Here is a 12599-nt window from a genome sequence, read left to right as displayed (position 1 = left end):
GCACAGACCGTGAGGGGAGGAAGCGATGCGCGATCCATCTGACTCCATCGACGAGGAGGCTCCGCTGCCGGACCGCTGGGAGCAGCAGCGTGAGCTGGTGGACGACCCGGAGGATGCCGAGGAGCCGGTCGACGACCGGTATCCGGATGCCGCGAGCACCGATGCGGACATCGTCGACGCCCTGGAGCAGTCCATCGACGTTCCCGACGAGGAGCGCTGGGACGACGACTGAGCGTCAGCGCGGCAGCAGGTGCCGGATGCCGTCCGCCCAGAGAACGCGCCACCACGCGATGTCGTGGCCGCCGTTGAACTCGAGGAAGACGTGCTCGTGCGCGAGCGAGCCCAGGTGCGCGACGAGGACGCGGTTCGGCTCGATCAGCCCGTCCTCGTGGCGTCCGGCGGTGAGGAACAGACGCACGGGCGTCGCGTTCGTCGCCCGCTCGAGCATGTCGTGCATCCACAGCGACGAGGACTGCGCCAGTGCCGCACCCGCGACGTCGGGGTGATCGAAGACCGTCTTCAGCGCGGTCAGACCTCCCAGGCTCTCACCCGAGACGATCACGTCGGAGGGGTCGTCGCTGATCGGCACGGTCGACCGCGCCCAGGGGACCAGCACCTCGGCGATCTCGGTGCTCATGTCCCCGTCGATGTGCAGATCAGTCATGCGGCGCGAGCCCTCGGCGTCGACGAGCAGCAGATACGGCGTGCGGATCGATCCGGCCTCATGCAGTGCGTCCACGGCGGTCGCCGCGTCCCCGCCGCGCTGCCAGATCTCGCCGTCCAGCATCACGACGAGCGGGCGAGCCACCGAGCCGTCGTCGCCGGCAGGACGGTGCAGCCAAACCCGGCGGCCGTTGGGCAGCCGATGCTCGGTGGACGTTCCGCGACGGGCGGGCACGGCATCCGTCCACTCCGCCGCCCGTGCCTGCGGGAGCTCGGCGACGGACGCCGCCCCGCCGTGCGTGCCGATCGTGAGCGGGTTGCGCGGATCTGTCCGGCCCTGCTCGCGCACGGTGCGCATCGCCCACCGCGATTCCATCTCCTCGAGCTCTGCGAGCCCCGCGGCATCCAGCGGCAGGATCGTGTAACTGCCGCGCCAGTCCGAGCCGAGCCGGAAGGTGCGGAACCACACGTCGGTGCCGTGGATGCGCTCCATCAGCCCGTCCGCCGCGCTCAGGGTGATCTTGTTCACCGTCAGCAGCACTGCGTGGGCGTCGGCGTCCCGCCACAGGAAGGTGACCTGCCGTTCGTCCGGATGCTCGGGCACCTCCTCGACGATCGGCGTGCGCCGTGCGGGGCCGGCCCAGAACGCGTCGACGAGGGCCGATCGGTCTCCGGGCGCCGCTGCGACGGCTGAGCGCAGGCTGTCGAGGGTGCTCATCATCGGTTCTCCTGAAGGTGGCCGCGCAGTGTCGTCGCGGAGTAGTGCGTTCGGAATGCACCGGCTGCGGCGAGCTCGGGCACGACTTCTCGGCAGAACAGCTCGAGTGACCGCCATGATCCGGTCGGCAGCGCGATGAATCCGTCGATCGCGCCGGTTCCGTGCCAGCGCAGGATGGCATCGACCGCGTCCTGCGGCGTGCCGACGATGCTCCAGTGCCGCACGTGAGCGGGGGAGTCTCCCGTGTCCTGGGCGAGCGCTCGGGCCCGAGCGCGGGTGTCGGCGAGGCACAGCGAGAGCCCCGGGAGGATGCGGACCTTCCGATCGGCGTCTCCTGCGTTAAGCGCGGCGCGGAGAGCGGCCGCCTCGGCGGGGGACGCCGTCATCGCGAACACCGCGTCGGCGTGCGCCCGTGCGAAGGCGTGGGAGGACGGCGACCCGCCGGCGTGCAGCAGCGGCCACGGGGCGTCGCCGACGGCTGCCACGGTCAGGGGACCCGCCGAGTCGTACCGGCCCCGCGGGGCGACGCGGGACAGGCGTTCCGGCTCGGCGAAGCGGCCGTGCTCCCGGTCGATCAGCAGAGCGTCGGCCGGGAATGTCTGCCGCAGCTGCTCCACCACGGCGACGAAGTCGGCGGCGTTCGCGTAGACGTCGTCCGGTCGTGCCTGCTCCCCGAAGTTCTCCGCGCCGCCGAGCGAGGTCACGACGTTCCATCCCACCCGCCCGCCGGTCATCCGGTCCAGCGACTGCAGCTGACGCGCGATGGTGTGCGGGTGCGCGTAGGTCGCCGAGACGGTCGGCACGAGCCCGATGCGCCGGGTCGCCGACGCGATCAGCGCCATGAGGACGACCGGGTCGAGCGAGCTGAATCCGGGGCCATTCTCGACCGTCGCCGGGTCGAGGCCTAGGGCGTCCGGCTTGAACAGGAAGTCCAGGTGGGCCTCTTCGGCCAGACGGGCGGCGTCGAGGAAGGGGCCGGCGGAGAACAGCTCCTCGGCTCGGCTCGACGCCGCCCGCCAGGCCCCGCCGCGCAGCCACGTGGCCGACAGGGAGAGACCGATCGTGAGCGGCGGCATCAGCGGTGCTCCGCGGAGCTGGAGATGGGGATGACCATCGGCGTTCCGAAGACCGGGTCCGCCAGCACGCGGGCGGTGAGCCCGAAGACGTCGACGAGGAGTTCCTCGGTCAGGACGTCGGCAGGTCGACCGGATGCCGCGAGCGCGCCGTCCTTCATGACGACGAGGTGATCGGCGTACCGCGCCGCCTGGTTCAGATCATGCAGGACGAGCACCATCGTCCGGCCCTCCTCGCGGTTGAGTCTGCGGCACAGCTCGAGGACGTCGAGCTGATGCGCGATGTCGAGGAAGGTCGTCGGCTCGTCCAGCAGCATGACCGGGGCGTCCTGCGCCAGCAGCAGCGCGATCCACACCCGTTGGCGCTGGCCTCCGGAGAGCTCCTCGACGGCGCGGTCGGCGAGATCCGCCGTCCCGGTCGCCGCCATTGCTCGGCGCACCGCCTCCTCGTCCTCGAGCGACCACTGCTGCAGCATCCGCTGATGCGGGAAGCGGCCGCGGCCCACGAGGTCGGCGACCGTGATCCCGAACGGGGCGGTGGAGGACTGCGGCAGAAGCCCCAGCCGCCGGGCCAGCTCCTTCGGCGAGAACGAGCGGACGTCCGCGTCGCCGAGGAGCACACGGCCTGTCGAGGGCGTGAGCAGACGCGCCAGGGCGCGCAGCAGCGTGGACTTGCCGCACGCGTTCGGCCCGATGATGACGGTGACCTCGCCTGCCGGGATCTCGACGTCGAGGCCCTGCGACACGCGCCGCGAATCGTAGGAGAGCGTGAGGTCCTGCGCGTGCAGGGCGGATGCCGTGGTCATGTCGTCCTTTCGCACGTCACACCTGCTTCGAGCGGGTGAGCAGCCAGATCAGATACAGGCCGCCGATGATCCCGGTCATCCGGCCGATGGGGACGGACGCCGTGATCGGCAGCACCTGGGTGAGGATGTCCGCCAGCACCAGGAGGCACGCCCCCATCGCGGCGGCGCTCAGCACCGGCATCCCGCGCGACGCGGTCAGTCGGATGACGAGCTGGGGAGCGGCGAGCGCGATGAACGCGATCGGGCCCGCGGCTCCCGTGGCGAGGCCCGCCAGCGCGACGGCGGCCAGCATCAGCAGCACCCGCGTGCGCTCCACGCGCACCCCGAGCTGCTGGGCCAGGTCGTCGCCCATCTCCATGAGGGAGGCACGGCGCGCCAGCGCCCCGACGAGCGGGACGATCACGAGAGTGCCGATCATGACCGGGAGGGCGTGGCCCCAGTTGCGGGCGTCCAGCGATCCGGAGAGCCACAGGTTGGCGGCGATGGCGTTGTCCAGGTCGCCGGTCACGAGCAGCAGCCCGTTCAGCGCGCCCAGGACGGCGCCCACGCCGATGCCGATCAGGATCAGCCGATAGCCGCCGGTGACTCCGCCCTTGCGGGACAAGACGTAGACCACGGCCGCGGTCAGCAGCCCGCCGATCACGGCGCCGAAGGACACCTGCAGCGGCGGGGCCTGGAACATGACGATCTGCATGATGGCTCCGGTGGCGGCTCCCGTCGTGAAGCCGATCACGTCGGGAGATCCGAGCGCGTTGCGTGACACCGACTGGAACACGGCGCCGGAGACGCCCAGCGCCGCCCCCGCGAAGATCGCCGTGATGACGCGGGGGAGACGCAGGCCTCGGACCACTTGCTCCTGCTGCACGGTCTCGGCGCCGCCGAACAGGGCGGCGACGACGTCCCCGAACGGGATCGGCAGGGTGCCCACGGTCATCCCGACGACGCCCAGCACGAGTACGAGCGCGATCAGCGCCGACGTGACGGCGATCGCCCGGGGGTGCAGGACGATGGACAGCCGGCCGAAGCGCCGCACGCGTCCGGCGATCACGGGGGCGCTCACAGCTGGACCATCCGGCGACGACGGACGAGGAAGACGAAGAACGGACCGCCGAGCAGCGCCACCATGATGCCGACGCTGATCTCGCCGCGCGGCGGGATGATGCGGCCCAGCGTGTCGGCGACGACGATGAGGAGCGAGGCGATGAGCGCGGAGTACGGCAGCACCCACCGGTGATCCACCCCGGCCACGAGACGCGCGAGGTGGGGCGCGGCGAGTCCGAGGAAGGCGATCGGTCCTGCGGCTGCCGTGGCCGTGCCGGCCAGGACGATGACCACGATGCCGGCAAGCGCCCACACCCGTCCAGGGCTGCCGCCGAGGGAGCGGCTGAGATCCTCGCCGAGCAGGGCGGAGTCCAGCGGGCGCGCCAGCACCAGCGCCAGCAGGAGCCCGGCGGCGGCGAGCAGCCCGATCGAGGCGAGCACCTCGTACCCGCGGCCCGCGAGCGAGCCGACCATCCAATGCCGGTAGCGGTCGAAGACCTGATCGGGACTGTTGACGAGCACGAGCTGGGTGAGCGCTCCCAGCACGACCGTGAGCGCGGCGCCGGCGAGCACGAGCCGGACCGGGTTCGTGCCGCGGCGCACGCCGCCCAGGAGATACACGGCGACGCCGGCGACGGCGGCTCCGACCAGTCCGAGCCACATGTACCCGGACACGTCGGTGATCCCGAAGAAGGCGATCCCGACCGCGATCGCCACCGCGGCCCCGGCGTTCACGCCCAGGATGCCGGGTTCGGCCAGCGGATTGCGGGTCAGCGCCTGCATGACGGCACCGGCGACGCCGAGGCACAGGCCGACGACGACGGCGAGCAGTGCGCGCGGGATGCGCTGGTGCACGACGAGCAGGTGCTCCGAGTCGGCGGGGTCGAACGAGAGCACGGCGTTCCAGGTGCTCTCGAGAGAGATGTCGCGGGTGCCGACGCACGCGCTGACGAAGACGCCCACGGTGATGAGGACGAGAAGGACGATGAGGCCGATCCGGCGTCGGGCGGATCGAGGGGATTCGGGGCGCATGACAGCGCGGACGGCACCGGGCAGAGGACCCGATGCCGTCCGGTGGATCACTTCGCGAAGGTCGCGACGATGCCGTCGACGATCTCGGTGGCCGAGTACTTGTCGATGCGGAACGAGTTCAGGCCGAGCCCGTACACCTGTCCGGCCTGAACCGACGGCAGGTTCGCCAGCACCGGGTCATCCGCGAACGCCTGGGCGCCCGCGTCGTCCTGACTGAGGATGAAGGTCGTATCGGCGGTCAGCTCGGTGAGGTTCTCGTAGGAGGCCCACACGAAGTCCTCGCGCAGGGCGTCCTGCGTGTGCCACGCGGTGTCGGGGTCCTCGATCGTGAAGCCGAGGGAGGCGAGCAGTTCACCCTGCGCTGAACCTGCGCGCGCGATCGGGTTGCTCTCGCCGGCGCCGTTGTAGGAGATCACGTTGGCGAGTCCCTCGGGGACGGTGATCCGATCCGCCGCGTCCGCGACGTAGGCGTCGAAGTCGGCGACCGTCTGCTCCGCCTCGGCCTCGAGTCCGGTGGCCTCACCGAGCTCAGTGGCGAGCTCCTGCCAGGTCTGCCCGCCGTAGTCGACGACGATGGTGGGGGCGATCTGCTGCAGCTCGGCGACCTGGTCGGCGACGGAGTCCGCGCCCGAGGCCGAGACGACGATGAGGTCCGGCTCGTAGGCGTAGACGGCCTCGAGGTCGACGTCGCCCGCGGTCCACAGGTTCGCGACCTCGCGCTCCTCGGCGACATCCGCCCACTGGGTGAAGAACTGGCCGTTGCCGGCGGAACCGGACGCCACGACGGGCGCATCGAAGGCCAGCAGCGTGCCCGCGACCGACACCGAGGTGGACACGATGCTCTCGGGCTGCGCCGGGATCTCGGTGGTGGTGCCGTCGGCGTTCTCGAACGTGCGCGGCCAGCCGGAGTCGGACCCCTCCGACTCGGACGGCGCGGTCTCCTGGGCCTCGGTGGCGGACGTGCAGCCGGCCAGGGCGACGGCGCCGGCGGCGAGCAGGGCGGCGCCGGCGAGAAGACGGGAGCGCTGGGCGAACGCGTGAGGCATGGGTGTTCCTTTCGGGAGCAGGAGGGATGCTGGTAAGCCTAACCTAACCATTGTCTGATCTGTCAATCCGAGTGCGCTCCTCGGGTGGAGTTCCTAGAGTGGTGTCATGGACAGAACGCTCGTGCTGGCGGCATCCGCACCGATCCCGGTCGGCCACCGTGTCGAGGTCGCCGAACAGCTCGATCTCGTCGGCGGGACGAGCGCGGTGGTCGCGATCACCGATCTCGAGACCGGCGTGCGGTATCAGCGCGCCGAGGAGCCGTCTGGAGAGCTCTCGGTCTGGCAGGGAGTCGTGCTCACCACGACCGTCACCTCGACGGCGGACGGTCCGCGCACGGCCATGAAGATCGATGCCGTGCGCAGCGGTGCGGCGGGCGCGGACATCGCTCTGCGCGGTGCGGATGCCGCAGCAGACGCGGCCAGGGTGGAAGCCGACCGCTGGGGGTCGGACCCGTTCCCGGAGAGCGAGCCGGATCGCTTCTGGTGAGGTGACACGGCGCTTCTCGTCGACGTCACCGGAAGTCGCGCGAGCGGTGCTCGATGCCGGTGCGCAGGTCCTCGAAGGCGTCGGCCAGCACGTTCACGACGCCCTCGGTCGACCGTTCCAGGATGCCGCGCACGATGAGTGCCGGCGAGTCGCGGGCGATGCGCTGATACCTCTTCCAGACCCCCGGCGAGCAGACCACGTTGACCAGGCCGTGCTCGTCCTCGAGGTTGAGGAACGTGATGCCGGATGCCGTCGCGGGGCGCTGCCGATGGGTGACCAGGCCGGCCACCTCGATGCGGCGACCGACCTCGTGCTCGGGCAGCCGTGCCGAGGCGAGGACCCCCCGTTCGTCCAGCTGCGCGCGGAAGTGCGCCAGAGGGTGGTCATCCGTGGCGATGCCGGTGGCCCAGAGATCGGCGGACAGGCGCTCGTACCCGGTCTGATCGGGGAACAGCGGCGGCTGCACGGCGATCACGGTACCGGGGAGATAGCGGGCGCGGTCCTCGGCGGCGTTCCCCGCCAGCCACACCGCCTCCCGGCGCTTCAACCCCATGCTCTCGAAGGCACCGGCCGTCGCCAGCGCCTCCACCTGCGCCGCCGTCGCATCCGTCCGTCGCACGAGGTCGTTGAGGTCGCGGAACGGACCGTTCTCCTCGCGTTCGTGCACGATCCTCTCGGCGAACGGCACCCCGATGCCGCGGACGTCGGAGAGCCCCAACCGGACGGCTGACCCGCCGTCACGGCGATGGGCTGCCGACTCGTCCGGCGCCGAGCGGTCGAAGCGCACCGCGGCAGCCGGATCCCCGTCGATCAGGCACGACGCCAGGCCGGTGGGCCCACGGTCATCGCCGAGGGGCTCGAGCGACGCCTGCGCCTCGGAGGCGTGCAGGTCGGGCCTGCGCACCTCGACGCCGTGCCGGCGCGCATCCGAGGTGAGCGTCGCCGCCGAATAGAAGCCCATCGGCTGGGAGCGCAGGAGTCCGGCCAGGAAAGCGGCCGGATAGTGCAGCTTCAGCCATGAGCTCGCGTACACGAGCAGCGCGAACGACAGCGAATGCGATTCGGCGAAGCCGAAGTTCGAGAACGCCTGGATCTGCGCGTAGATCCGATCGGCGCTCGCCTCGTCGAGCCCATGCCGCGCCATGCCGGCGTACAGCTTCTCGCGGATGCGCTCGATCTTCTCGAGTCCGCGCTTGGACCCCATCGCCCGGCGCAGCAGGTCGGCCTCATCGGCCGTGCAGTCGCCGAGGGTCGTCGCCATCTGGATGAGCTGCTCCTGGAACACCGGGATGCCCAGCGTGCGATGCAGGATCGGCTCGAGGGCCGGGTGGGCATAGGTGACCTCCTCGTCCCCGAGCTTGCGGCGCACGAACGGGTGCACCGCGCCGCCCTGGATCGGGCCGGGACGGATGAGGGCGATCTGGATGACGAGGTCGTAGAACTCCCGCGGCTGCAGACGCGGGAGCAGTCCCATCTGCGCCCGGGACTCGACCTGGAACACGCCGATCGAATCGGCCCGGCACAGCATGTCGTACACCGCCGGCTCCTCCTTCGGGAGGGACTGCAGCGTCCATCGCTCCCCGGTGGCCGCGGCGACGAGGTCGAAGCAGTGCTGCAGAGCGGCGAGCATCCCCAGGCCCAGCAGGTCGAACTTCACCAGCCCCATCCACGCCGCGTCGTCCTTGTCCCACTGGATGACCGTGCGGTTCTCCATCCTGGCGTGCTCGACCGGCACCACCTCCCCGACCGGACGCGCGGTGAGCACCATGCCGCCGGAGTGGATGCCGAGATGCCGGGGAGCCTTGAGCAGGTCCGCCGCGTACGCCAGCACCGGTGCGGGGATGTCATGCCCCTCGGCAGGCTGCAGATCGGCGCCCCAGCCCTCGACCTGCTTGGACCAGGCGTCCTGCTGACCGGGGGAGTGCCCCAGCGCTCTCGCCATGTCGCGCACGGCGTTCTTCGGACGGTACTGGATGACGTTCGCCACCTGCGCGGCGCGCTCTCGTCCGTACTGGTCGTACACCCACTGGATGATCTCCTCGCGGCGGTCGGAGTCGAAGTCCACGTCGATGTCCGGCTCCTCCTCCCGTGTGGTGGCGAGGAAGCGCTCGAAGGGGAGGCGGTACAGGATCGGGTCGACGGCGGTGATCCCGAGCAGATAGCAGACCGCGCTCGCCGCGGCCGATCCTCGTCCTTGGCAGAGGATGCCGCGCCGTCGCGCCTCGGTCACGATGCCGTGCACGATGAGGAAGTACCCCGGGAAGTCCTTCTCCTCGATCACGTTCAGCTCCCGCTCGATGCGCGCGCGGCCGTCGTCGTCCAGTCGGGGATAGATCCGGGGGACAGCCCCCCAGACCAGCTCGCGCAGGTGGCCCATGGGGGTCTGCCCGTCGGAGAACGTCATCCGCGGAAGAGCGGGCCTGGCGCGGCGCAGCTCGAACGCGCTGTCGCGGGCGATGGCGAGCCCGTGGCTGATCGCGCCGGGGAAGCGGCGGAAGCGCTCGGTCATCTCCGCCCCGCTGCGCAGATGCGCCGAACCGTGCACGGGCAGCCAGCCGTCCAGCTCGTCCATGCCTCGGGTGGCGCGCACCGCGGCGACGGCCTCGGCCATGCCGACGCGCTCGGGCACCGCGTAGTGCACGTTGTTCGTCGCGACCACCGGCAGCCGCTCGGCGCGGGCGAGGTCGGCCAGGGCGTCGTTGCGGCTCGAGTCCCTCGGGTCGCCGTGGTCGATGAGCTCGACCGCGACATGATCCCTGCCGAACAGATCGACGAGGCGGCGAACCGGGGTGACGGCGTCACCGGCGGCGAGTCCGCGTCGCACGGCGCCCTTGCGGCATCCGGTGAGGATCGTCCAGTGCCCGTCGGCGCTCGCGGCGAGCTCGTCGAGGTCGTAACGGGGACGACCCTTCTCGCCGCCTCGCAGCTGGGCGCGGGTGATCGCTCCGGAGAGACGGTGGTACCCGTCCATCCCGCGGGCGAGGACCAGCAGATGCTCGCCGACCGGGTCCGGGGCACCCGTGCGCGGTGCCGTGAGGTTCAGTGAGAGCTCAGCGCCGAACACGGTCTGCACGCCGAACCCGCCGACGTCGGCGGCCTCCGCGAAGCGCGCCGCACCGTAGAAGCCGTCGTGGTCCGTGATCGCCAGGGCGGTGAGCCCGAGCCGCTCGGCCTCGAGGAGCAGATCCTCGGGGGAGGAGGCGCCGTCCAGGAAGGAGAACGTGGAGTGCGCGTGCAGCTCGGCGTAGGGAACGGCGTCCTTCGGACGGGTGACCGCGATCGGCGGGTCCGTCCGCCGCTTCCGGCTGGTCGGACCGGGATCGGGGCGAACCGGGACGCCCGCGGGCGGCTCGCGGGCGCTCAGGGTCTCCTCCAGCTCGCGCCAGCTCATGCCCGGATGGTTCTGCCAGCCCATCAGGCGTACCTCCCCTCGGCCCACCAGGCCTGGTCCTCCCACAGCACGAGCCAGGCGCGCTGCGCCTCGTCGACGATCTGGAAGCGGTGCGCGCTGTGCGCGGCATCCGGATCCCAGCCGTGCTCGCGCAGCGGCCAGGGACCGGCCCAGGACAGCACAGGGGAGTCCGCGATGAACGCCGGTGCCGCCGACATCCGCCCCCGCGCGTCGACGGAGGGGATCGAATGGTCCGCCGCCGCGACGGCGATGGGGCGCGGCGGAGTGAAGACCTCGGCGGGGTGCGGGGCAGGCAGGCTTCCCGGCCAGGGCAGGGCAGGGTCGCGTTCGAGCGGAGCCCGATCTCCCCAGGGCTGCAGCTGCTGACGATCGGCCATCCGCCTCCCGCCGATGATCATCGGCGTCACGACGCCGCGGTGGCCGAGCAGTGCCTGGACGCGGGAGACCGCATGGTGCAGCCGCTCTTCGGGCCCCTGGCCGAACAGGCCGGGCTGGTGGTTTCGGGAGTCGTCCGTGCGGGTCGGGATGATCCGCACGGACACGATCCCGGCGGGGACGCGATCGGAGTCATCCGGTCGCGCGGGGCGGAGCGTCTCCAGCTGCCAGCGGACCCGGTCGACGAGGTCGGCCGCCTCGAAGCAGGTCGGATGCATCCACACCCGGGACGAGACGGCGCCGTCGTCGTCGGTGAACTCGATGCGCACCTCGGTGCAGACGAGGGAGGCGTCGGCCAGACCTGCGAAGACGGCGTCCGCGGTCTGCCGCACGGCGAACGCCACCTGGTCGGCCTGGCCGAGCGGCGTCTCGAACACCACCTCGCGCGAGAGCTCCGGTGGAGGGGAGCCGGTGGGGAGGGGACGGGAGTCCGCTCCCGCCGCGAGGGCGTGCAGGCGCACGCCGCGCTCGCCGAAGCGGTCGCGGATCATGCCCTCGTCGAGCCGGGCGAAGTCGGCGAGCGTGCGCACTCCGAGCCGGTCGAGCAGGGCGGTGATCTCTCCGTCTCCGAGGACCTGCACCGGCAGCGGTGCGAGGAAGGAACGCGCGCCGCCCGGAGGCACGACGAAGGCGGGGTCGGCCAGTCGCGCCGCCTGTTCGGCGGTGAACAGGCCGTCGGCGACGCCCGCCCTCGCCCCGGGATGCCCATGGTCCGCGAGCACGCCGATGAGCACGCTCGCGGCCTCGACCTCTCCGCCGTAGTACCGGGCAGCTCCGCGAGCGCGGAGGGCGGCGAGTCCGGGGCGCAGCGGCTGGACACCGGGTACCTGCTCCTCGAGCAGCCGCAGCACGGGGAGGAAGGCGCTCTCATCGCGCAGCGGATCCGCGTTCAGCAGGCGCAGCGCAGGGGAGCGGGACTGGGCCAGGCGGCGGCGCTGACCGCGGCGCACTCCCTGTGCGCGCGCCTCTGCGGAGCAGGCGACGATCGTGTTCGCCTGCACGACGGCCACCGGACCGTACGGCGGTGGGGCGCCGACCGCCGCGCGCACCGGCCAGTCCGGCAGCCACAGCACGAGATGTCGGGGAGGCATCATCCGGCGACCGCCCAGTGCTCGGTGCCGGTGCCCTCGTCGGCCGGCAGACGCAGCGGCGCCACCGGACGCAGCGCGGCGGGGGCGGCATCCACCCGCCCCAGCGCACCGGGAAGCCGCACCCGGATGCGCCGGGGCGTCTCCAGTCGGCGGGATGTGGAGCTGAGAGTGACCGTGCGGTCGGCCAGCAGACCCCAGCCGTCGCCGAGGCCGTGCCATTCGGTCTCCTCCACCCGCAGTGTCGCCTCGCTCTGCGGCCATCGGGCGGTGACCAGGAGCGTGCAGGCGCGATCGCGCAGGCGTGCGTTCATGCGCTGGATGTCGGCATCCGACACCCGGCTGCGCGGATGGACGGCGATGAGGGGGACGACCTCGGACAGCGCAGAGGCCACGGTGAGCCAGCGCGGACCGGGATCCGGCACGAGGATGAGCCGCGACAGCTCGACGCCGAAGCCCGCCATCGCCTCGATGCCGAGGGTGGGCATGCCGATGACGGCGCACCAGGACCCCTTCTGCGACGGAGCGGAGAGCAGGGCGCCCAGCAGGCTCGGAGACGGCATGAGGGAGTAGGCGGCGCCGGTGCGCAGCCCGTCGTCGGGCAGCAGCCCCTCCAGTGCGGGGTCGATGGGGAGGAGGGGGACGTCGCTGCGCCGACGCTGCATGCGCGAGATCTCGCTGCGCAGGCGGTGCAGCTCCTGCGCGCGGGAGGGGGTGCTCTCGGCGTGCAGAGCGGTCGGGGCGGAGAGTGCGATGCCCATGGAAACCATCCTCGAAGATATCTACTAATAAATCAAG

The 12599-nt window shown here is 71.7% G+C and carries 11 protein-coding genes; 2 read left to right on the top strand and 9 right to left on the bottom strand.

The genetic code is table 11. From position 1 onward, the window contains the following. Nucleotides 1-25 precede the first annotated feature (25 nt). Nucleotides 26-232 carry a hypothetical protein gene (locus KYX17_RS06390; RefSeq protein WP_243226076.1) on the top strand — a complete coding sequence of 69 codons (207 nt, stop codon included), beginning with the start codon at nucleotides 26-28 and terminating at the stop codon, nucleotides 230-232. 3 nt (nucleotides 233-235) lie between these two features. Here KYX17_RS06390 and KYX17_RS06385 read toward each other — a convergent pair whose 3' ends face one another. Genes KYX17_RS06385 through fepB form a run of 6 tightly spaced genes read right to left on the bottom strand, consistent with a single transcriptional unit; the run spans nucleotide 236 to nucleotide 6379 of the window. Continuing rightward, nucleotides 236-1381 carry an enterochelin esterase domain-containing protein gene (locus KYX17_RS06385; RefSeq protein WP_243226073.1) on the bottom strand — a complete coding sequence of 382 codons (1146 nt, stop codon included), beginning with the start codon at nucleotides 1379-1381 and terminating at the stop codon, nucleotides 236-238. Beyond that, nucleotides 1381-2457 carry an LLM class flavin-dependent oxidoreductase gene (locus tag KYX17_RS06380; RefSeq protein ID WP_243226072.1) on the bottom strand — a complete coding sequence of 359 codons (1077 nt, stop codon included), beginning with the start codon at nucleotides 2455-2457 and terminating at the stop codon, nucleotides 1381-1383. The genes KYX17_RS06385 and KYX17_RS06380 overlap by 1 nt, the downstream gene beginning before the upstream one ends. Next, nucleotides 2457-3260 carry an ABC transporter ATP-binding protein gene (locus KYX17_RS06375; protein WP_243226195.1) on the bottom strand — a complete coding sequence of 268 codons (804 nt, stop codon included), beginning with the start codon at nucleotides 3258-3260 and terminating at the stop codon, nucleotides 2457-2459. The genes KYX17_RS06380 and KYX17_RS06375 overlap by 1 nt, the downstream gene beginning before the upstream one ends. 16 nt (nucleotides 3261-3276) lie before the next feature. After that, the gene (locus tag KYX17_RS06370; protein ID WP_243226071.1) at nucleotides 3277-4320 is read right to left on the bottom strand and encodes an iron chelate uptake ABC transporter family permease subunit; all 1044 of its coding nucleotides are present in this window, start codon (nucleotides 4318-4320) and stop codon (nucleotides 3277-3279) included. After that, nucleotides 4317-5333 (bottom strand): iron ABC transporter permease, encoded by a 1017-nt coding sequence (locus tag KYX17_RS06365; protein WP_243226070.1) that lies wholly within the window; start codon nucleotides 5331-5333, stop codon nucleotides 4317-4319. The genes KYX17_RS06370 and KYX17_RS06365 overlap by 4 nt, the downstream gene beginning before the upstream one ends. A gap of 47 nt (nucleotides 5334-5380) precedes the next feature. Beyond that, nucleotides 5381-6379, bottom strand: a complete 999-nt coding sequence (gene fepB / locus KYX17_RS06360; protein WP_243226069.1) for a Fe2+-enterobactin ABC transporter substrate-binding protein — start codon at nucleotides 6377-6379, stop codon at nucleotides 5381-5383. Nucleotides 6380-6485: 106 nt separating this feature from the next. Between fepB and KYX17_RS06355 the strand changes: the two genes are divergently transcribed. Then, on the top strand, nucleotides 6486-6866 hold the full coding sequence (locus tag KYX17_RS06355) for a hypothetical protein (protein WP_243226068.1): 381 nt from the start codon (nucleotides 6486-6488) through the stop codon (nucleotides 6864-6866). Nucleotides 6867-6891: 25 nt separating this feature from the next. Here the strand turns inward: KYX17_RS06355 and KYX17_RS06350 are convergent, their stop codons facing one another. Genes KYX17_RS06350 through KYX17_RS06340 form a run of 3 tightly spaced genes read right to left on the bottom strand, consistent with a single transcriptional unit; the run spans nucleotide 6892 to nucleotide 12562 of the window. Continuing rightward, complete coding sequence (locus tag KYX17_RS06350) at nucleotides 6892-10281, bottom strand: error-prone DNA polymerase (protein WP_243226067.1); 3390 nt, start codon at nucleotides 10279-10281, stop codon at nucleotides 6892-6894. Next, on the bottom strand, nucleotides 10281-11807 hold the full coding sequence (locus tag KYX17_RS06345) for a DNA polymerase Y family protein (RefSeq protein ID WP_243226066.1): 1527 nt from the start codon (nucleotides 11805-11807) through the stop codon (nucleotides 10281-10283). The genes KYX17_RS06350 and KYX17_RS06345 overlap by 1 nt, the downstream gene beginning before the upstream one ends. Beyond that, a complete protein-coding gene (locus KYX17_RS06340) occupies nucleotides 11804-12562 on the bottom strand; it encodes a hypothetical protein (protein ID WP_243226065.1) in 759 nt (252 codons plus the stop codon). Before KYX17_RS06340 ends, KYX17_RS06345 begins: the two co-directional genes overlap by 4 nt. Nucleotides 12563-12599: the final 37 nt, after the last annotated feature.

Source organism: Microbacterium sp. CIAB417 (genome assembly GCF_022788845.1).
This window is presented reverse-complemented; position numbering and strand designations above follow the sequence as displayed.

Excerpts from the sequence above, each read along its gene's own strand:
- KYX17_RS06390 (WP_243226076.1), top strand. The coding sequence starts at position 26 with ATGCGCGATCCATCTGACTCCATCGACGAGGAGGCTCCGCTGCCGGAC.
- KYX17_RS06385 (WP_243226073.1), bottom strand. The coding sequence starts at position 1,381 with ATGAGCACCCTCGACAGCCTGCGCTCAGCCGTCGCAGCGGCGCCCGGA.
- KYX17_RS06380 (WP_243226072.1), bottom strand. The coding sequence starts at position 2,457 with ATGCCGCCGCTCACGATCGGTCTCTCCCTGTCGGCCACGTGGCTGCGC.
- KYX17_RS06375 (WP_243226195.1), bottom strand. The coding sequence starts at position 3,260 with ATGACCACGGCATCCGCCCTGCACGCGCAGGACCTCACGCTCTCCTAC.
- KYX17_RS06365 (WP_243226070.1), bottom strand. The coding sequence starts at position 5,333 with ATGCGCCCCGAATCCCCTCGATCCGCCCGACGCCGGATCGGCCTCATC.
- fepB (WP_243226069.1), bottom strand. The coding sequence starts at position 6,379 with ATGCCTCACGCGTTCGCCCAGCGCTCCCGTCTTCTCGCCGGCGCCGCC.
- KYX17_RS06355 (WP_243226068.1), top strand. The coding sequence starts at position 6,486 with ATGGACAGAACGCTCGTGCTGGCGGCATCCGCACCGATCCCGGTCGGC.
- KYX17_RS06350 (WP_243226067.1), bottom strand. The coding sequence starts at position 10,281 with ATGGGCTGGCAGAACCATCCGGGCATGAGCTGGCGCGAGCTGGAGGAG.
- KYX17_RS06345 (WP_243226066.1), bottom strand. The coding sequence starts at position 11,807 with ATGATGCCTCCCCGACATCTCGTGCTGTGGCTGCCGGACTGGCCGGTG.
- KYX17_RS06340 (WP_243226065.1), bottom strand. The coding sequence starts at position 12,562 with ATGGGCATCGCACTCTCCGCCCCGACCGCTCTGCACGCCGAGAGCACC.